The following is a 20698-nucleotide window of genomic DNA, read 5'->3' as shown; positions in this document are numbered from 1 at the left end:
CCGCCGCGCCGCTCCTCCCCTTCCACACCCGAGCACACGCTCCGTGGTGCGCCCCGGGCGCCCACGTCCTCTAGGAGTCCTCATGAACACGCCGTCTTCGCGCGAGAACCGGATCGCCGCGCTCCCCGATCATCTGCGCGCGGCCCTCGCCGAGCGCCTGGCCGGCCGCTCCGGAGCCCCGGACGGTCCCGCGATCCCCCGCGTCCCGCGCTCCGAGCCCCTCCCGATGTCCTTCGGGCAGCAACGCCTGTGGTTCATGGAGGACTTCGCGCCGGGCGGCGCCGACTACCACCTGGCCGAGGCGCTGCGGCTGACCGGCCCGCTCGACGCGGGGACGCTGCGCGCGGCGGTCGGCGACCTGATGGCCCGGCACGAGGCGCTGCACACCACCTTCGCCCTGGCCGACGGCAAGGGAGTCCAGGTCCCGCGTCCGGGTCTGGCTCCCGCGTGGGCGTTCGTGGACGTGTCGGACACGGCCCCGGCCGGCCGCGAGGCGCAGGCGCGGGAGCTGGTGCGGGCCGAGATGGACCGCCCGTACGACCTCGAGGGCGGCCCGCTGGTGCGGGTGCTGCTGGTGCGGCTGTCCGACACCGAGCACGTCTGCGTGCTGGGGATGCACCACATCGTCACCGACGGCTGGTCGATGGGGATCGCCGCGCGCGAATGGGGCGAGCTGTACGCGGCCCGGGTCGAGGGCCGGGCGCCGCGGCTGGCCCCGGTGCCGGTGCAGTACCCGGACTTCGCCGCATGGCAGCGCGGCCGCCTGGAGGGCGGGGAGCTGCTCGCCGGCGAGCTGGCCTGGTGGCGGGAGCGGCTGGCGGGGCTCGCCCCGCTGGAGCTGCCCACCGACCGGCCGCGTCCGGCGGTGCGGTCCTCGGCCGGTGCGGCCCTGCGCTTCGAGGTGCCGGGCGCGACGCTCGACGCGGTGGCGGAGCTGGCGCGTTCGCGCGGGGCGACGCTGTTCATGGTGCTGACCGCGGCGGTCGGCACGGTGCTGGCCCGCTGGTCGGGCCAGGAGGACATCGCGCTGGGCACCTCCTCCTCCGGGCGCCGCGAGGAGGAGCTGGAGCAGCTGGTCGGCTTCCTGGTCAACACGGTGGTGCTGCGCTCGCGCGTGGATCCGGAGATGACCTTCGACGAGCTGCTGGGCCAGGTCAAGGAGACCGTGCTCGACGCGTTCGCGCACGAGGACGTGCCGTTCGACCGGCTGGTGGAGGCGCTCCAGCCGGAGCGCGACCCCAGCCGCACCCCGCTGGTCCAGGCGATGGTGGTGCTGCACAACACCCCGGCCGGGTCGGTGGAGTTCCCCGGTGTCGACGCGGCGCCGTACCCGCTGGACCGGGACGCCTCGCTCTGCGATCTCACCGTGGAGTTCGAGGTGCGGGACGGTGCGCTGCTGGGCCTGATCGAGTACAGCACCGAGCTCTTCGACGCGGGGACGGCCGCCCGGCTGGCCGGCCATCTGGCCACGCTGCTGGCCTCGGCCGCGGCCGAGCCGGGACGGGCCGTCGCGGACCTGCCGATGCTGACCGACGGCGAGTACCGGCAGGCCGTCGAGGAGTGGAACGCGACGGAGCAGGAGGCCGGGGACCCGGCGCTGATCCACGAGCGGGTGGCCGCCCAGGCGGCGCGCACCCCCGACGCCGTGGCCGTCCTCGCCGACGACGCCACCCTGAGCTACCGCGAGCTGGACGAGCGCGCCAACCGGCTGGCCCACGTACTGCGGGACCGGGGCGCGGGTGCGGGCACGCCGGTCGGGCTCTGCGTGCCGCGCGGCACCGCCATGGCGGTGGGCCTGCTCGGCATCCTCAAGGCGGGAGCGGCGTACGTGCCGCTCGACCCGGACTATCCGGCGGACCGGCTCGCGCACATGCTGCACGACTCCGGTGCGGCCCTGGTGGTCACCGAGGAGGCGGTCCGCGGACGGCTCGCGGAGTCCGGCGCCGTACTCGTCGACCTGACGGCCGACCGCGACGCGATCGCCGCGGCCCCCGCCACCGCGCCCGCGGTCCGCGTCTCTCCCGCGGACCTGGCCTACGTCATCTACACCTCGGGTTCGACGGGCCGCCCCAAGGGCGTGGCGATCGAGCACCGCAACGTGCGGCACATCTGCGAGGCCTGGGACGAGCAGTACGGCCTGTCCCACCTGGGGCTGCGCTTCCTGTCCGTCTCCAGCATCTCCGTCGACCTGTTCCTCGCCGACCTCATCCGCTCGCTGCCGTTCGGCGGGGCGCTGATCATCGCCTCCCGGGACGTGACCACCGACCCGCCCGCGCTGCTCGACCTGATCGGGCGGACCGGCGCCACCGGGCTGGAGATCGTCCCGTCGCTGCTGAACGCCGTGCTGGCGGAGTCCGCCCGGCAGGGCAGCCCGTTCCCGCCGCTGAGGCTGATCTCGGTGGGCTCCGAGGGCTGGCGGGTGGAGGACTGCCGGGAGCTGCTGGCGCGGATCGACCCCGGCACGCTGGTCGTCAACGCCTACGGCGGCACCGAGGCGACCATCGACTCGACGGTGTTCCTGCCCCGGCCGGACTCCCTGGGCGACGGGGTGTTCGTACCGGTGGGCCGACCGCTGCCGAACACCCGCGTCTACGTGCTGGACGCCGGGATGCGGGTGGTGCCGGTCGGGGTTCCCGGGGAGATCTGGATCGGGGGCGCGGGCGTCGGCCGCGGCTACCACGGCAACGAGGAGCAGACCGCCGAGCGGTTCCGGCCGAGCCCGTTCGTGGCCGGCGACCGCCTGTACCGCACCGGCGACCGGGCCCGGCGGCTGCCGGGCGGCGATCTGGAGTTCCTGGGCCGGGCCGACGACCAGGTCAAGATCCGCGGCTTCCGGGTCGAACTCGGCGAGGTGGAGAAGGCCGTCCGGTCGCACCCGGCCGTCGAGGAGGCGGTCGTCGTCGCCCGGGAGGAGGCCTCCGGACGGCGCCGGCTCGTCGCCTATCTGGTGACCGGCCGCGCACTCGCCCCGGCGGAGCTGCGCGGACACCTCGGCGGTCTGCTGCCCGACTACATGGTGCCTGCGGCGTTCGTGACGCTGGACCGGCTGCCGCTGACGCCCAGCGGCAAGGTGGACCGCCGGGGGCTGCCCGAGCCCGGTGTGCGGGACGCCGCTCCGGCCGCGGGGTACGCGGCCCCGCGCGACGAGACCGAGGAGGTGCTGGCCGCCGCGTGGGCCGCGGCGCTCGGTGCGGAGCGGGTCGGCGTCCACGACAACTTCTTCGACCTGGGCGGCGATTCGATCCTGTCGATCCAGGTCGTCTCCCGGGTCCGCCAGGCGGGCTTCCGGCTCACCTCCAAGCAGCTCTTCGTGCACCAGACCATCGCGGCGCTGGCCGCCGTGGTGACGAAGGACGCGGACCCCGCCCCGGCCGCGCCGGAGACGGCTTCGGGCGCGGCCGAACTCACCCCGATCCAGCGGTGGTTCTTCTCGGCGCACACCGTGGCCCCGGCGCACTACGCGATGTCGGTGCAGGTGGAACTGGCCCCGGACACCGACAGCGGGCTGCTGGACCGTGCGCTGCGGGCCGTGGTCGCGCACCACGACGCCCTGCGCATGCGCTTCCGGCGCGAGCGCGGGGACGGGGAATGGGTCCAGGAGTACGGCGACGGGAGCATCTCCGGGACCGGCTCCGGGACCGGCGCCGGGACCGTCTCCGGGGCCGTCTCCGGGGCCGTCTCCAGGGCCGGTGGAGGCGCCGGCCTGCTGGACGTCTGCGACCTGGCCGCGCTGGACGAGTCCTCGCGCCGCACGGTGATGCACCGGGCCGCGCTGGCCGCCCAGCGCTCCCACGACCTCGCCGCCGGCTCCCTGGTACGGGGCGTGTTCTTCGACTTCGGCGCGGACCGGGCGCCCCAGCTGCTGCTGGCCGTCCACCACCTGGTGGTGGACGGGGTGTCCTGGCGGGTGCTGCTGGCCGATCTGGCCGCCGCCTACGACCGGCTCGCCGAGGGCAAGACCGTGGACCTGGGTCCGAAGACCAGCGGCTACGGGCAGTGGTCCGGGCAGCTGGCCGAGCTGGTGCGGTCCGGCGGGCTCGACTCCGAGATCCCGTACTGGCGCGCGGTGGACCCGAACGGCGCCCCCGCCCTGCCCACCGACCGGGACGGCGCGAACACCACCGCCCACGAGCGGACCGTCGAGGTGCTGCTCGGGCGGGAGGAGACCGAGGCGCTGCTGCACCGGGTGCCCGCCTCCTACCGCACCCAGATCAACGACGTGCTGATGGCCGCGCTGGGCCGGACCCTGGCCGGCTGGACCGGCCGGGACCGGGTGGTGATCGGCCTGGAGGGCCACGGCCGCGAGGAGCTGTTCGACCACCTCGACCTCTCCCGCACGGTCGGCTGGTTCACCACCCACTTCCCGGTGGCCCTGACGATGCCGGGCGGCGGCGCCGGCTGGGGCGAGTCCCTGAAGTCGGTGAAGGAGCAGCTGCGCGCGGTCCCCGGGCGGGGCCTCGGCTACGACGCGCTGCGGTTCCTGTCCCCGCCGGACGGCCCGGGCCACGCGCTGCTCGCCGACCGGCTCCCGGAGATCAGCTTCAACTACCTCGGCCAGTTCCACGGCACGACGGACGGGGACGGCCTGGTCCGCGGGCGGGTGGCCGCCTCCGGTCTCGACCACGCGCCCGAGGAGCCGCGCCCCTACCTGCTGGACGTCATCGGCCTGATCGACGACGGCCGGCTCGGCGTGAGCTGGACGTACTCCGGCGAGGTCTTCGCGCAGGCCACGGTCGAGCGGCTCGCCGGGGAGTTCCTGTCGGCGCTGCGCGAGCTCATCGCGCACTGCCTGGCCGAGGACAGCGGCGGCGCCACCCCCTCCGACTTCCCGCTGGCCGGCCTCGACCAGGCCGGTGTGGACCGGATCGCCGGGAACGGGCGCACGGTCGCGGACATCCACCCGCTGACGCCGACCCAGGCCGGCATGCTCTTCCACACCCTCGCCGACCCCGGCGGCCCCGGCTACTTCGACCAGATGGTCTTCGATTTCGACGACGTGGCGGACGTCGAGGTACTGGCGGCGGCCTGGCAGCACGTCACCGACCACCTGGAGCTGCTGCGCGGCTCGCTCGTGTGGGAGGGGGTGCCCCGGCCGCTGATGGTGATCAGCCGGCACGCGGAGCTTCCGGTGACCCACCTGGACTGGCGGGAGCTGCCGGAGCACGAGCACCGGGCGGAGCTGGAGCGGTTCCTCACCGAGGACCGGGCCCTGGGCCTGGACCTGGGGACGGCCCCGCTGGCCCGCCTCGCCCTGATCCGCACCTCGCGGACCGGGGTGCGGGTGGTCCGCAGCTCCCACCACGTGCTGCTGGACGGCTGGAGCACCTTCCAGATGCTGTCCGCGCTCTCCGTCTCCTACGAGGCGCTGGCGGCGGGCCGGACCCCCGTCCTGCCGGCCCGCAAGCCCTTCCGCGCGTACGTGGAATGGCTCGAGGCCCAGGACCTGACGCAGGCGGAGACGTACTGGCGCGGCCGGCTGGCCGGCTTCGAGGAGCCCACCCCGCTCCCCCTGGACCGGCGGCCCGCCCCCGGCCACCAGGCCGCGTCCACCGAGCGGCTGGTCCGGCGGCTGTCCCCGGAGGCCGGGGCGGAGCTGTCCGCCTTCGCCCGACGGCACCGCATCACGGTGAACGCCCTGGTGCAGGGCGCCTGGGGGCTGCTGCTGTCGCGGTACACGGGCCGCGGCGACGTGCTGTTCGGCGCGACCGTCTCGGGCCGGCCCGCCGATCTGCCGGGCGTGGACTCGATCGTCGGCATGACGCTCAACACGCTGCCGGTGCGGGTCGAGATCGACGGGGCCGTACCGGTGGCCGAGTGGCTCGGGAGGATCCAGCGGGCCCAGGTGGAGGCGGCCCAGTACGAGTACGTGCCGCTGTCGCGGGTGCAGAACCTGAGCCCGCTCGCGGGCGCCACCCAGCTCTTCGAGAGCCTGGTCAACTTCGAGAACTACCCGATGACCGATACGACGGCGGCCGCCCAGGGCCTGCGGCTGCGGAACCTGGAGAGCGTCGAGACGACCAACTTCCCGCTGGTCCTGCGCGCCTACGCGGGCGACGGCTTCGGCTACTCCCTGGCCTACGACCCCGCGCTGTTCGACGCGGCCACGGTCGAGCGGATGGCGGGGCACCTGGAGAGGCTGCTGACCGGGCTGGCCGCCGACCCGGAGCGTGCGGTGTCGGACGTTCCGATGCTGTCGGACGAGGAGTTCGAGCAGGAGGTCCGCGGCTGGAACGCGGCGAGCGCGGCGAGCGCGGCGAGCGCGGCCGGTGCGGCGCCCGGCCAGGCGGAGTTCCTCCACGAGCGGTTCGCACGGTGGGCCGCTCGGACCCCGGACGCGGTGGCCGTCTCCTGGGCCGAAGGCACCTTGACCTACCGGCAGCTGGACGAGCGGGCGAACCGGCTCGCGCACCACCTGGTCGCACTGGGCGCGGGCCCCGACCGGCCGGTGGGCCTGTCGGTGGAGCGCGGCCCGCTGATGGTGGTCGGCGTGCTCGGCATCCTCAAGGCGGGGGCCACCTACGTCCCGCTGGACCCGGCCTATCCGGCCGAGCGCCTCGCGTTCATGGTCCGCGACTCCGGCATGGGCATCCTGCTGACCGAGCGGGAACTGCGGGACCGGCTCCCGGTGTCGGGGGCGGTCGAGGTGGAGCTGGACGGCGAGCCGGCCCTCGACGCGCTCCCGGCGACGGCGCCCCGCGTGGAGCTGACGGGCGGGAACCTGGCCTACGTCATCTACACCTCCGGCTCGACCGGCCGCCCCAAGGGCGTCATGGTGACGCACGCGAACGCGGCGAACCTGCTGCCCTGGCTGGAGCGGGCCTATCCGGTGGACACCGGCGACAAGGTGCTGCTGCGGACCTCGATGAGCTTCGACGTCTCGGTCTGGGAGCTGATGCTGTCGGTGCTCTCGGGGGCCACCGGGCACGTGGTCTCCACCGAGGTGTCCAAGGACCCGTTCGAGCTCGCCGACGTCATGGACCGGTACGGGATCACCATCGCGCAGTTCGTCCCGTCGCTGCTGGGCGCGCTGCCGCTGGAGCGCAGGCCGCGCGCGCTGCGCCGGCTGTTCGTCGGCGGCGAGCCGCTGCCCAAGTCGGTGGCCGACGCCGTCCGTTCCGCCTGGGACGTGCCGCTCGTCAACAAGTACGGGCCCACCGAGGCGACCATCCAGATCACCGTCGCCGACCACCTCGGCGACGGCGACGCCGAGACCGTCTCGATCGGCGGCCCGATCGCGGGCGCCTCGCTGTTCGTGCTCGACCCGGACCTGCGTCCGGTGCCGGTGGGCGTGGCCGGCGAGCTGTACGCGGCCGGCCCGGTGCTGTCCCGGGGCTACCTGAACCGGCCGGGGCTGACCGCGGAGCGGTTCGTGGCCTGCCCGTTCGGGGAGGCCGGGGAGCGCATGTACCGGACCGGGGACATCGTGCGCCGCACGGCGGACGGCCGGCTCCAGTTCATCGGCCGGGCCGACGACCAGGTCAAGATCCGCGGGTTCCGCATCGAGCTGGGCGAGATCGAGGCCGCGCTGGACCGGCTGGCCGGGGTGGGCCAGGTCGTGGTCTCCGTACGGGAGGACAGCCCCGGTGTGCGGCGGCTCGTCGCCTACTACACCGCCGACCGCGCGCTGGCCCCGACCGAGCTGCGCACCGCCCTGTCGGCCTCGCTGCCCGAGTACATGCTGCCCGACGCGTTCGTCCGCCTGGAGCGGCTGCCGCTGTCGCCGAACGGGAAGGCGGACCGCCGGGCGCTGCCCGCCCCCAGCGCCGAGGGCGAGCAGGAGGCCCGGTACGTCGCGCCGCGGACCGGGACCGAGGAGACGCTGGCCGCGCTGTGGGCCGAGGTCCTGGGAGTGCCCCGGGTCGGGGTCCACGACAACTTCTTCGATCTGGGCGGCAATTCCATCCTGGCGATCCTGGTGGTGTCCCGGACGCACAAGGCGCTGGGCATCCAGGTCTCGCCGCGGCTGCTGTTCGACGCGCCGACGGTCGCAGAGCTCGCGGCCTCGCTGGTCCCGGCGGACGGCGCCGGGCCCGCGGGCGGGGCGAACGGGGCCGACGGCGGCCCGGCGATCCCGGTGGCGTCCCGTACGGGCGGCCTGCCGATGTCGTTCGGGCAGCAGCGCCTGTGGTTCCTGCAGGACTTCAACGAGGACAGCACCGAGTACCACTCGACGGCGGCCGTGCGGCTGGCCGGCGAGCTGCACGCGGACGCGCTGCGCACCGCCGCCGGCCTGCTCGTGGCCCGGCACGAGTCGCTGCGCACCACCTTCGCGCTGGCCGGGGGCCGCGGGGTGCAGGTGGTCCACGAGACGCTGGAGCCCCGCTGGCGGACGGCCGACCTGTCGGAGGTCCCCGAGGAGGAGCGCGAGGAGCGGCTGCGTGCCGTGGTGCGGGCCGAGGTGGACCGGCCGTTCGACCTGAAGGGCGGCCCGCTGCTGCGCCTGCTGCTGGTGCGGCTGGCCGCAGACCGGCACGTGCTCGTGCTCGGCATGCACCACATCGTCACGGACGGCTGGTCGATGGGGATCGTCGCGCGGGAGCTGGGCGAGCTGTACGCCGCCCAGGTGCGCGGGGTCCCGGCCGCACTGCCCGAGGTCCCGGTCCAGTACCCGGACTTCGCGGCGTGGCAGCGCGGCAGGCTGGAGGACGGCGGTCTGCTGGAGGAGCAGCTGGCGTGGTGGCGGGACCGGCTGGACGGGGTCGCGCCGCTGGAGCTGCCCACGGACCGGCCGCGGCCGGCCGTCCGCTCGTCGCACGGCCGGTCCGTCACCTTCGAGGTGCCGGCCGAGGTGGTGGCGGGGGTCAAGGAGGTGGCGCGGGAGCAGGAGGCCACCTTGTTCATGGCCCTGACGGCGGCGCTGAAGGTGGTGTTCGCGCGGTACTCCGGGCAGCGGGACATCGCGGTGGGCACGGCCTCGGCGGGCCGCGGCCGTGCGGGGCTGGAGCACCTCGTCGGGTTCCTGGTGAACACCGTCGTGCTGCGCTCGGAGGTCGACCCCGCGATGCCGTTCCGCGAGCTGCTCGGGCAGGTCCGGGAGACGGCGCTGGAGGCCTTCGCCCACGAGGAGGTGCCGTTCGAACGGGTGGTGGAAGCGGCCGGGCAGCAGCGGGACACCAGCCGGACCCCGCTGTTCCAGGTGATGGTGGTGCTGCAGAACACCCCGGGGAGCCACCTGGAGCTGGCCGGACTGCGCACGTCGGGCTTCGAGATGGAGCGCGACTGCGCGCTGTACGACCTCACCATCGAGTTCGAGGAGCACCCGGACGGGGTGCGGGGCCTGGTCGAGTACAGCAGCGAGCTGTTCGACGAGGAGACGGTCCTCCGGTTCGCCGAGCACGTGAAGGTCGTACTGGCGGGCGTCGCCGCGAACCCGGAGCAGACCGTGGCCGGGCTTCCGCTGCTCGCGTCCGGCGAGTTCGAGCGGGTGGTGCGGGAGTGGAACCGGACGGGCGGGGTGCCCGCACCGGACGGTTCGCTGCACGGGGCGGTCGCCGCCCGGGCCGCCGCCACCCCGACGGCGACGGCGGTCCGGTGCGGACCGGAGTCCCTGACCTACCGGGAGCTGGACGAACGGGCGAACCGGCTCGCGCACCACCTGGTGTCGCTGGGCGCGGGTCCCGGCGTGCTGGTGGGCCTGTCCGTGGAGCGGGGTGCGGAGATGGCCGTCGCCATGCTCGGCATCCTCAAGTCCGGGGCGGCGTACGTGCCGCTGGACCCCGCCTACCCGGCGGACCGCCTCGCGCACATGGTCGAGGACTCCGGGGCCGGGATCCTGGTCACCCACCGCGGCCTGGAGCGCGGGCTGCCGGTGACGGGGGCCGTGGTGGTCGACCTGGACGGCGACGGGCCGGCGATCGCCCGGCGCCCCAAGACGGCGCCGCGGACCGCGGTGTCCGGCACGGACCTCGCGTACGTGATCTACACCTCCGGCTCCACCGGCCGTCCCAAGGGCGTGGCCGTCGAGCACCGGTCGGTGCTGCACCTGCTGGAGAACTGCCGTCCGGCGTACGGGTTCGACGAGCGGGACGTGTGGACGGTCTTCCACAGCTACGCCTTCGACTTCTCGGTATGGGAGCTGTGGGGCTGCCTGGTCACCGGCGGCCGCGCGGTGATCGTCCCGCGGGACACGGCGCGCAGCCCGGAGGCGATGTGGGACCTGCTCGGCGCGGAGGGCGTGACGGTGTTCAGCCAGACGCCGTCGATGTTCCGGGAGCTGGTGGCCACGGCGGTGGAGCGCGGCTCGGCGGAGCTGCCCGCGCTGCGCTGGGTGGTGTTCGGCGGCGAACCGCTGGAACCCAGGCACCTGACGGCCTGGTTCGGCCGCTTCGGATCGGGCCGGGCCCGGCTGGTGAACATGTACGGCATCACCGAGACCACCGTGCACGTGACCTTCCAGGAGGTGTCGGCGGGCCATCTGGCGGACGGCGGCCGGATCCCGGTCGGCCGGCCGCTGCCCGGCTACCGGGTGCTGCTGCTGGACTCCTCGGGCAGTCCGGTGCCCGTGGGGGTGCCCGGCGAGATCCACGTGGCCGGGGCCGGTGTGGCCCGCGGCTACCTGAACCGGCCCGAGCTGACGGCCGAGCGCTTCCCGGTCAACCCGTACGGCGCGCCCGGTGAGCGGATGTACCGCTCCGGCGACCTGGCCCGCTGGCGTGCGGACGGCACCCTGGAACACCTCGGCCGCAGCGACGACCAGGTGAAGGTGCGCGGCTTCCGCATCGAGCCCGGGGAGATCGAGGCGGCGCTGCTGGGCCACGAGAGCGTCCGCGAGGCCGTGGTGACCGCCCGCGAGGAGCAGGGCGGACACCGCAGGCTCGTCGCCTACCTGGTGGGCGGTGGCGAGCTGTCCACGGCGGAGCTGCGCGAGCACCTGGCCGCCTCGCTGCCCGACTACATGATCCCGGCCCTGTTCGTGGCCATGGGCGCGCTGCCGCTGTCTCCGTCGGGGAAGGTGGACCGGCGCGCGCTGCCCGCCCCGGAGGCGCAGGAGGGGCCGTCCGGCGTCGAGTTCACCGCTCCGCGCGACGGTACGGAGGAGGCGCTGGCGCGGATCTGGGCGGAGGTGCTGGGCGTCGGCCGCGTCGGCGTCCACGACAACTTCTTCCACCTCGGCGGCGATTCGATCCTGTCCATCCAGGTCGTCTCGCGGGCCCGGCAGGAGGGGCTGCGGCTGACCTCGCGGCTGCTCTTCCTGCACCAGACCATCGCCTCCCTGGCCGCGCAGGCCGCGGTGGCCGCACCGGGCTCCGCGCCCGCCGCGGCCGTCGAACCGGACCGCGGCGCGGTGGAACTCACCCCGGTGCAGCGGTGGTTCTTCGAGCAGCAGCAGGACCTCGCCCCGGACCAGTACGCGATGTCGGTACGAGTCGAGCTGGCCCCCGGCACCGACCCCGTACTGCTCGGCCGGGCCCTGGACGCGGTGATCGCCCGGCACGACGCGCTGCGCCTGCGGTTCACCCGCGGCCCCGAGGGCTGGGTACAGGAGTACGGCGACGCGCCCCGCGGCGTGCTCGCGGTCCGCGACCTGTCCCGCGAGCCGGACGCGCGGGCCCGGGAACGGGCCGCCGACGAGGCGGCGCTGACCGCCCAGCGGGGGCTGGACCTGGCCTCGGGGGCCCTGGTCCGGGGCGTCTTCCTCGGCCCCGTCGGCCAGGAACCGCCGCAGCTGTTCCTGGCCGTGCACCACCTGGTGATGGACGGGGTGTCCTGGCGGGTGGTCCTGGAGGACCTGGCCACCGCGTACGGACAGCTCGCCGTCGGCGCCCCGGCCGACCTCGGCGCACGGACCAGCAGCTTCCGGCAGTGGGCCGGGCGGCTGGCCGGCCACGTCCGGTCCGGCGGCCTCGACCACGAGGTGGAGTACTGGACGCGGGCCGTGGGCCCGCGGGCCGTCCCGCAGGACGGCGAGGGCGCCAACACCTACGGCGGCAGCGCCGTCGCGTCCGTCCGGCTGGGCCGGGAGGCGACCGAGGACCTGCTCAAGCGGGTGCCCGGGGCCTTCCGCACCCAGATCAACGACGTGCTGCTGACGGTCCTCGGGCGGGTGCTGGGCGACTGGGCCGGGGCTCCGGTGACCGTCGCCCTGGAGGGCCACGGCCGCGAGGAGCTGTTCGAGGACGTGGACCTGTCCCGCACCGTGGGCTGGTTCACCACGATCCACCCCGTCACCCTCGAGGTTCCGGCCGGCGACTGGCCGCCCGCGCTCAAGGCGGTGCGCCGCCTGCTGCGCTCCGTGCCCGGGCGGGGGCTCGGCTACGGCGCCCTGCGCCACCTGTCCGCCCCGGACGGGCCCGGCCGGGCGCTGGCCGCCCAGGAGCAGCCGCGGGTGAGCTTCAACTACATGGGCCAGTGGGACCGGTCCGCCGATCCGGCCGGGCTGGTCCGCGGGCACCTGGAGCCCCTGGGCCGTGACCGTGCGCCGGGGCTCCCGCGCCCGCACCTGATCGACATCGTGGCGGCCGTCGTCGACGGAGAGCTGCGCGTCGACTGGATCCACTCCCCCGCCCACCACCACACCGCCACCGTCGAGCGTCTGGCCCACCTGTTCCTGCGGGGACTGGAGCAGATCGCCGGCCAGGCCCGTGCCAACTGAAGGGTTCCTCCCGTGAGTCGCTATGCCTTGAACCAGAACGAGACGGACGCGGTGGCCGATCTGGCGGACCGCTTCCTCGCCGGCCGCCAGGGCTGGCAGCCGCTGATCCTCGCCGACGAGATCCGGGCGGAGTCCGAGCGGCTGCCGCTCGGGATACGGCAGTTCCTCGTGGCCTGCCGGACTGCCGAGGAGCCCGTCATCACGGTGGCGAACCTCCCCGTCGACGAGCGCCTCGTGCCGACCCCGGCGAGCTGGCAGGTCGCCGAGAAGGAGGGGGCGGCGATCCGGGAGGAGCTGGTGCTGCTGCTGATCGCCTCCGTCCTCGGGGACCCGTTCGCCTGGGCGAACCAGCAGAACGGCCGGCTGGTGCACGACGTCTGCCCGGCCAAGGGCCAGGAGTCCTCGCTGACCAGCGCGAGCAGCGAGACCCAGCTCACCCTGCACACCGAGGACGTGTTCCACGCCTGCCGGGGGGACTACGTGGCCCTGATGTGCCTGCGCAACCCGGACCGGGTGGGCACGACCGTCGCCGGGCTCGACTCCCGCAGCCTGCCGGAGCCGCTGCGGGAGGTGCTGGCGCAGGACCGGTTCCGCTTCTACCCGGACGACTCGCACGCGGTCGCGCCGCGGTACTCCGGGGGGCTCCCGGTCGCCAGGGAGGAGCGCGAGCACGAGGTGGCGTCCGTACTGTTCGGCCCCGCCGACGCCCCGTACCTGCGGATCGACGCGGACTTCACCAGTCCGCTGCCCGGTGACGCGGAGGCCGGTCGGGCCATGGAGGAGGCGGCGGAGCTGCTGAACGCGTCCGCCGAGCGGGTCGTGCTGAGCCCGGGCGAGGCCGTCTTCCTGGACAACTACCGGGTGGTGCACGGGCGGGACGTGTTCGTGCCCCGGTACGACGGCGAGGACCGGTGGCTCAAGCGCACCAGCGTGGTCCGCGACCTGCGGCGCACGTACGTGCACACCCGGTCCCGCTCGCGCGTGCTGGGCTGACATGGCCAGGAAGGACTTCACTCTGCTGTGGGCGAGCCAGGCGGTCAGCGAGTTCGCCTACAGCACCTCCCTGATCGCGCTGCCGCTGCTGGTGCTGACGATCACCGGGTCCCCCTCGCAGGCGGGTGTCATCGCGTTCGTCGACGCCGTCGCCATGCTGCTCGCCGGCCTGCCGGCGGGCGCCGTGGCCGACCGGTACGACCGGCGGTCGGTGATGCTCTGGTGCGAGGGGGTGCTGGTGGCGGTGTTCGGCGTCGCGGCGCTGTCCCTGTGGGTGGAGGTGGCGTCGCTGCCGGTGCTGGTGCTGCTGGCGCTGGTGAGCGGCGCGGCCACCGCGGTGCTGCTGGCCACGGGCGCGGCGATGGTGCCGGCCCTGGTCCCCCGGGAGGAGCTGTCCGGCGCCGTCGCGATGAACTCGGCGCGCACGTACGCCGGCCAGCTCGTCGGCACCTCGGCGGGCGGATTCCTGCAGGCGATGCGCAACGCGCTGCCGTTCGCCCTCGGCGGGGTCGCCCACGCGATCAGCTTCGTCCTGTTGCTCTTCATCAAGCCGCAGCCGCCCGCGGGGCGGAAGGAAGGCCGGGGGTGGTCCGCGCGGGACCTGGTGGACGGCATCCGCTGGATCTCGGGGCGGCCCTTCCTGCGGCTGGGCCTGCTGTACGCCACGGTCACGAACTTCTTCTACGGAGCGGTGTACTTCGTCGTGATCGCGTCGGCGAAGACGAGCGGGATGAGTTCGGGCCTGGTCGGGGTGATGGCCGCGCTGCTGGGCGTCGGCGGGCTGCTGGGCGCGCTGGCGGCGCCCCGGCTCCAGCGGGTGCTGACCGGTTCGCGTCCGATCTTCCTTGTCCTGTGGCTCTTCGCCGTGCTGACCGCGGGGATCGCGCTGCTGCCGGGCAGCTACACGCCGGGGATCCTGCTCGGGGTCACCGCCTTCACCGCGCCGACGGCCAGCGCCTACTTCACCACGTACCAGCTGCTTCTCACTCCGGACACCCACCGCGGGCGGGTGATGAGCGTGGCGAACATCTGCAGTGCGGGCGGCGCGGCGATCGCTCCGCTCGCGGGCGGCGCCGCCTTCGACTTGTGTGGACGGCCCGCCACGCTGCTGGCCTGCTCGGCGCTGCTGGGCCTCATCGCCCTGTCGGCCGTGCTGAGCCCGGTCATGCGCCGGCCGCCCGAGGCGCCGGCGGTGGAGGAGGTGGGCGACGGGACCGGTCCGGTACCGGCCCGCTGAACACGCCCTGAAAACGCCCTGAGCAGGACCTGAGCACGCCCTGGGCGTGCGGTTCGGGAACCGCCGACCCGACTGACGGCAAAGCCGCACCCTCCGTACCCGATGGCTCGAAAGCGCCCTGCCCCGAGGCCGGTTGATCACTGTAGGCTGACCGACAGTCATCAACTCATGTGGATGCGCAAGGTATGGGGGCGCGCGGGGAACCGCGTGCATGGCTTTGACATCAGGAGAAATGCGTTGGTTACCCTCCGACTGACCGTCGAGGACCTGTCGCGGATACGCTTCATCGGCACGCTGGGGGCGGAGTTCGAATCGCGCCTCGCGGAGCTGAGATACGCGGAGCCGCTCCAGGACGAGTTCAGCGAGTGGCGCCGGAAGGTGAAGCGAAGACTGCGCCGGATCTCCACGATCGCGGCCTCGGCCCCGCCGCCCGCGTCCCGCGCCGCGGCGGGCCCCTCGCCGGCCGGCGGCTACTTCCACGCCACGGCGATCGAACCGTTCTGGGGGCGGATCCGCAGCCATCTGGAGATGGAGCGGGAACTGTTCGGGCGGACGGCCCTGTCGGGCGGCGTGGAGAGCGCCCTCAACCGGCTGCACCCGACCATCGACTGGGACGCGCCCTGCTTACGGGTGGACAACGGTCAGAACGCGCGGGAGATCCGCCTCACCGGCGACGGGATCGTCCTCGCCCCCTCCCTGTTCGCCAGCCGCCCGCTCGTCCTGGACCCGGAGAGCGGCCGGCAGGGGCTGACCACCCTGGTCTACAACGTCCCGCTCGACACCGAGGCGGCCTCCTCCCTGTGGCAGGCTGAGGAGGACGGCGCGGCCGCGCTGCGCGAGCTGCTCGGCCACACCCGCGCGAGCGTCCTCGAGAGCGTCCGCGTACCCAGCTCCACCGGCGACATCTCCCGCCGCCTGCACATCTCGAAGCCGTCCGCGAGCAAGCACGTCAGCGTGCTCCGGCGGTCCGGGCTGGTGGCGACGGAGCGGAAGAGCAACCTCGTCGTCCACCGCCTCACCCACCTCGGCGAAGCCGTTCTCGGCTAGCCAGATTGGCCGGAACCACCATGAGCAAGAAGTCCCCCTGGCTGGTGGCCTACGGGCCCGGCCCGGACGCGGAGACCCGCGTGGTCACCTTCCCGCACGCGGGCGGCAGCGCGAGCTGGTTCCGCGACTGGGCACAGCACCTGGGCCCCGGCTGCACGTTGCGGTCCGTCCAGTACCCGGGCCGGGAGAACCGGCTGGCCGAGCCGCTGGTCCCGGCGATGAAGCAGCTGGCGCAGGGCGTGGCCGAGGCCCTGGCCGAGGAGCCGGACGGGGCGCGGGAGACGGTGTTCTTCGGCCACAGCATGGGAGCGGCGGTCGCGTACGAGACCCTGCGGCTGCTGGAAGCCTGGGGCTCCTCGTCCGTCACGCGGCTGTGCGTGTCGGGCCGGGAGCTGCGGGCGGGGCCCGAGCCGGGCGCGGCGGTGATCCGCGACGACGAGGCGCTCATGGCCTCCATGACCAGGCTCGGCGGCACCCGTTCGGCCGTGTTCGACGATCCGGACCTGCGGGAGATGGTGCTCGACATCGTCCGCAACGACTACCACCTGGTCGACACCTACCGGGCCGATCCGGGTGCGGCGCCCGTGCGGGCCGATGTGCTCGCCCTGACCGGAGACCGCGATCCGCAGGTGGACCTCGGCCGGATCGACGCGTGGGCCTCGGTCACCACCGGCTCCTACGCGCGGCACGTGTTCCCCGGGGGCCACTTCTATCTCGCCGACCACGCGCCGCGGCTGCTGCGGCTCGCGACCGGCGCCCCGGCCGCAGGCTGACCCATCAGGCACGAAGGTAAAGTGCGCCTTCGAAGATGGAGGCACGGCGCATGACCAACCCCGACGACAAGCCGACCGGCAGCCTGGCCGACAAGCTGAACCACCTGTTCGGCACCACGGCGCCGGCCGGTCGCGGGCCTTACACGGGCGAGGAGGTCGCCCGTGCCATCACGGCGTCCGGCGTCCCCATCTCGGGCAGCTACATCTGGCTGCTGCGCAAGGGCCAGCGGGACAATCCGACGCTGCGGCACATCGAGGGACTCGCGAAGTTCTTCGGCGTGCCGCCCGCCTACTTCTTCGACGACGAGGTGACCGCCACGGTCGACACCGAGCTGGCCCTCCTGGCGGCCATGCGCGACGCCCAGGTCCAGCGGGTCGCCCTGCGGACCGCCGGACTGTCGGAGCGGAGCATGCGCTCGATCAACGAACTGATAGAAAGAGTACGGGAGTTGGAGGGTCTCGCGGAGGACCCGCCGCCATCCGGGAGTCCTGCGGAAGACTGACGGGGAACCCCCCTTGACCGGCCTTACTGGCGCAAACCCGCCTGTTCCAGCCGGGGCAACTGTGCTGGGGTAGAACTCCTGACGATCACTCGGGGGGACCAGGATGTTCAGCGGTGCGGCACTCAGCGTCGACGTGCTGTGATCGTCGTGCGCTGGCGATCGAAACGCGGCGGCCCGGCCGCCAACCCACTGGCCGAGCGGTGCCGGGAGAGGGTGCGGGACCTGCGTCTGCCGCCCGGCGGGAAACTGACCGTCGACGAACTGTGCGCCTACGTCGGCACCCTGCGCGAACGCCAGGTGCACATCGTCACCCTCGCCCTCCCCTCCGCCGGCCCGCACGGACTGTGGGTCGCGACCGAGACCCGGGACTACATCTTCGCCGAGGAGCGCCTGGTACCCGTCCACCAGCAGCAGGTGATCCTCCACGAGATCGGCCACGTCGTGTGCGACCACGACACCTCGCCCGTCATGAGCGTGGACGCCTCGCGGCTGCTGATGCCCTCGCTCGACCCGGCGCTGGTACGGCGGGTCATGGGCCGTGAGCACGGCGACTCGGAGGCCGAGCAGGAGGCCGAGCTGGTGGGTTCGCTGATCGGCGGGCTCATCGGCACGTGGAACATCCACCCCACCTGGACCGTGCCCCCGGAAGCCCGGGAGATCGCCGAGCGGCTCAGCTCGCTGGAGTCGCCCGTGGCGCGGGACCCGGCGTGAACACGCTCCTCTATCCGCTCTGTTCGTGCGTGGCCCTGGTGGCCCTCGGCTACAAGGCCCGGGTGCTCAGGACGGACCGCTCGGTCCCCCAGGTCGCCCTGGTCGCCAACTTCCTGCTGCTCTTCGTCATCTTCACCGTGTCCACCCCGTCCGTCTGGGTGCGGGTCAGCGAGCTCGCCGGCATCGAGAACTTCTCCGGCCTGCTCACGCAGAGCTGCGTGGTCGTCATGACGGTCTGCCAGCAGCTCGTACTGCTGCACTTCAGCCACGGCCCGGAAGCGGCCCGCCGCAAGGCGGTCCCCCGCGTGGCGGCCCTGGGACTGGTCCTGGTCACCATGGCGGTGCTGTTCTTCGCGGCGTCGGCCCACGGCGAGGCGCCGCACGACTTCGCCGTCGCCCGGGCCCAGTTCACCCCCGCCTACCTTGTCGTCTACCTCGCCGCGTTCACGGCGAACCAGGTGCAGGTCGGCGTGATGGGCCTGCGGTACGCGAGGATCGCGCCGTCGCCCTGGCTGCGCCGCGGCCTTCGCATGGTCGCCCTCACCCTGCCCTTCGCGCTCGTCTACACGGGCGCCCGGACCGCCGACGTCGTCGCGGCCCAGCTCGGGCACGACGGACGCGCCTGGGAGCCCGTCGCGCAGCTCGGCGTGGCCATCGCCGTGATCGTCCAGACGATCGGCTGGATCCTGCCGGACTGGGGCCCGCACCTCACCTCCCTGCGGGTCCGGCTGGGACACCGCGGCGCGCACCGTGCGCTCGGCCCCCTGCACCGCAGCCTCACCGAGCACGTACCGGAGCCCGTCCTGCCGTGCACCGGGGCCCTGGACCTGCGGACCCGGCTGTACCGCATGGTGATCGAGATCCGCGACGCCCAGTGGGCGCTGCGCACCTGGATGGACGCGGACGTGGCCGAGCTGGCCCGGCGGGACGCCGAGCGGGCCGGCCTGCGCGGTGAGGAGCTGGCGGCCGTGGTGGAGGCGGCGCAGCTCAGGAACGCGATCGACGCGAAGCGCCGCGACCGCCCGCCCCAGCGCCAGCCGCAGACCCCGATGGCCGCCGCCCCCGGCGACCTCGCGGCGGAGCTCGCCTTCCAGCGCAGACTGGCCCGTGCCATGTCCTCGCCCATCGCCGTCCGCTACGCCGGCCACCCGAAAGCCCCCGGCACACCACGCAAGGAACCCGCATGACCGTGAACACCGCCCCCACCGCCCTCCCCCAGCCCTTCGGGCACGGCTTCCCGGCCGATCCGCACGCCATGTACGCGCGGCTGCGCGAGCAGGGATCCGTGCACCGCGTCGCGCTGCCGGACGGCTCGCCGGTCTGGCTGGTGACCCGGGAGGCCGATGTCCGCCAGGGCCTCGTCGACCCCCGGCTGTCCGTCAACAAGAGGCACTCCGGAACCGGCTTCAAGGGCTTCTCCCTGCCCCCGGCGCTCGACGCGAACCTGCTGAACATCGACGCGGACGACCACCTGCGGCTGCGCCGCCTGGTGTCCCAGGGGTTCACCCCCCGGCACGTCGAGGGCCTGCGCGGCTCCGTACAGGCGGCGGTGGACGCGCTGGCCGACCGGCTGGTGGAGCGTATGGCGGCCGAGGGCCGGGCCGACGTGGTCGAGGAGTTCGCCCGGCCGCTGCCCCTCACGGTCATCGGCGAGCTGCTCGCCGTGCCCGAGGCCGACCGGGGGGCGTTCTCCGGCTGGGTCGCCACCATGCTCGCGGCCACGTCCCGGGAGGAGCTCGCCTCCGCGATCGAGGCCATCCACGGCTTCCTGCTCGACCTGGTGGCCCGGCGCCGCGCCCGGCCCGGTGACGACATGCTGTCGGACCTGATCGCGGCCCGGGACGACGAGGACCGGCTCACCGAGAACGAGCTCGTCTCGCTGGCCTTCCTCCTCCTCATGGCCGGCAGCGAGAACGTCCAGCACCTGCTGGGCAATGGCCTGCTCACGCTGCTCACGCATCCGGAGGAGCTGGCGGCGCTGCGGGCCCGTCCGGAGCTGCTGCCGCAGGCCGTGGAGGAGCTGCTGCGCCACTCGCACCCGAACCACACCGCGATCCGCCGGTTCCCGACCGAGCCCCTCGACATCGGCGGGGTGCGGATCCCCGCGGGGGACACGGTGCTGTTCTCCCTCGCCGCCGCCCACCGCGACCCGACGCGCTACCCCGACCCCGACCGGTTCGACCTCGGCCGGGCGGACAAGGCGCACCTCTCCCTCGGCCACGGGCTGCACTACTGCCTCGGCGCGCCGCTGGCCCGGATGCAGGTCTCCGCGGCCCTCGGCACGCTGCTGCGCCGTCTGCCGGCCCTCCGGCTCGCGTGCCCCGCCCGGGAGGTCCCCTGGATGACGACCTTCCGGTTCCACGCCGTCCGGGAGCTGCCGGTCGCCGTGGCGGCGGAGGGCTCCGCTACGCGCAGGCCGGGCACAGCCCCCGGTAGGTGACCTCGACCCCGGACACGGTGAAGCCGAATCGTTCCTCCGCGGGCAGGCCGGCCAGCGGGCTGCCCGTGGGGTGGACGTCGCGGATGAGGCCGCAGCCGGAGCAGATGAGGTGCTGGTGGGGCCGGTGCGCGTTGGGGTCGTAGCGCTTGGCCCGGCCGTCGGTGGAGACCTCGACGACCTCACCGAGGGTGACGAGCTCGCCCAGGGCGTTGTAGACGGTGGCCCGGGAGATCTCGGGCAGCCGCTCCGCGGCGCGTGCGTGCACCTCGTCCGCCGTGAGGTGGACGTGCTCACCGTCGAGGACCTCCGCGACGACACGCCGCTGGGACGTCAACCGCCAGCCGCGCGCTCGCAGCCGTTCCAGCAGGTCACTCATATCGGCTCACCTTTTCAGGCTCGGCG

Annotated in this window: 10 protein-coding genes; 9 read left to right on the top strand and 1 reads right to left on the bottom strand. The window is 74.0% G+C overall.

All coding sequences use genetic code 11. From position 1 onward, the window contains the following. The first annotated feature begins 82 nt into the window (after positions 1-82). From ACFWP3_RS18350 to ACFWP3_RS18310, 9 genes are all read left to right on the top strand, one after another. Positions 83-12592 (top strand): amino acid adenylation domain-containing protein, encoded by a 12510-nt coding sequence (locus tag ACFWP3_RS18350; protein WP_384221964.1) that lies wholly within the window; start codon positions 83-85, stop codon positions 12590-12592. A 12-nt stretch (positions 12593-12604) separates the two neighbouring features. Further along, a complete protein-coding gene (locus ACFWP3_RS18345) occupies positions 12605-13585 on the top strand; it encodes a TauD/TfdA family dioxygenase (RefSeq protein ID WP_384221961.1) in 981 nt (326 codons plus the stop codon). Between the two features lies 1 nt (position 13586). Further along, a complete protein-coding gene (locus ACFWP3_RS18340) occupies positions 13587-14822 on the top strand; it encodes an MFS transporter (RefSeq protein ID WP_384221959.1) in 1236 nt (411 codons plus the stop codon). A gap of 237 nt (positions 14823-15059) precedes the next feature. After that, entirely contained in the window at positions 15060-15869 is an 810-nt protein-coding gene (locus tag ACFWP3_RS18335; protein ID WP_384221957.1) for an ArsR/SmtB family transcription factor, read from the top strand. 20 nt (positions 15870-15889) lie between these two features. After that, positions 15890-16642 carry a thioesterase II family protein gene (locus ACFWP3_RS18330; protein ID WP_384221954.1) on the top strand — a complete coding sequence of 251 codons (753 nt, stop codon included), beginning with the start codon at positions 15890-15892 and terminating at the stop codon, positions 16640-16642. A gap of 50 nt (positions 16643-16692) precedes the next feature. Continuing rightward, a complete protein-coding gene (locus tag ACFWP3_RS18325; protein ID WP_384221952.1) occupies positions 16693-17145 on the top strand; it encodes a helix-turn-helix domain-containing protein in 453 nt (150 codons plus the stop codon). 213 nt (positions 17146-17358) lie between these two features. Continuing rightward, complete coding sequence (locus ACFWP3_RS18320) at positions 17359-17856, top strand: hypothetical protein (protein WP_384221950.1); 498 nt, start codon at positions 17359-17361, stop codon at positions 17854-17856. Then, entirely contained in the window at positions 17853-19043 is a 1191-nt protein-coding gene (locus ACFWP3_RS18315; protein WP_384221947.1) for an MAB_1171c family putative transporter, read from the top strand. Before ACFWP3_RS18320 ends, ACFWP3_RS18315 begins: the two co-directional genes overlap by 4 nt. Then, on the top strand, positions 19040-20296 hold the full coding sequence (locus tag ACFWP3_RS18310; RefSeq protein WP_384221945.1) for a cytochrome P450: 1257 nt from the start codon (positions 19040-19042) through the stop codon (positions 20294-20296). Before ACFWP3_RS18315 ends, ACFWP3_RS18310 begins: the two co-directional genes overlap by 4 nt. Here the strand turns inward: ACFWP3_RS18310 and ACFWP3_RS18305 are convergent. After that, positions 20262-20672, bottom strand: coding sequence for a Fur family transcriptional regulator (locus ACFWP3_RS18305; RefSeq protein ID WP_384221942.1), 411 nt, complete (start codon positions 20670-20672; stop codon positions 20262-20264). The two genes, ACFWP3_RS18310 and ACFWP3_RS18305, sit on opposite strands and share 35 nt — an antisense overlap. Between the last annotated feature and the right edge of the window lie 26 nt (positions 20673-20698).

This window comes from Streptomyces sp. NPDC058525 (genome assembly GCF_042719495.1).
GTDB lineage: Bacteria > Actinomycetota > Actinomycetes > Streptomycetales > Streptomycetaceae > Streptomyces.
This window is presented reverse-complemented; position numbering and strand designations above follow the sequence as displayed.

Bases quoted from the DNA above. Each gene is read 5' to 3' on its own strand.
- ACFWP3_RS18350 (WP_384221964.1), top strand. From the start codon at position 83: ATGAACACGCCGTCTTCGCGCGAGAACCGGATCGCCGCGCTCCCCGAT.
- ACFWP3_RS18305 (WP_384221942.1), bottom strand. From the start codon at position 20,672: ATGAGTGACCTGCTGGAACGGCTGCGAGCGCGCGGCTGGCGGTTGACG.
- ACFWP3_RS18310 (WP_384221945.1), top strand. From the start codon at position 19,040: ATGACCGTGAACACCGCCCCCACCGCCCTCCCCCAGCCCTTCGGGCAC.
- ACFWP3_RS18340 (WP_384221959.1), top strand. From the start codon at position 13,587: ATGGCCAGGAAGGACTTCACTCTGCTGTGGGCGAGCCAGGCGGTCAGC.
- ACFWP3_RS18330 (WP_384221954.1), top strand. From the start codon at position 15,890: ATGAGCAAGAAGTCCCCCTGGCTGGTGGCCTACGGGCCCGGCCCGGAC.
- ACFWP3_RS18325 (WP_384221952.1), top strand. From the start codon at position 16,693: ATGACCAACCCCGACGACAAGCCGACCGGCAGCCTGGCCGACAAGCTG.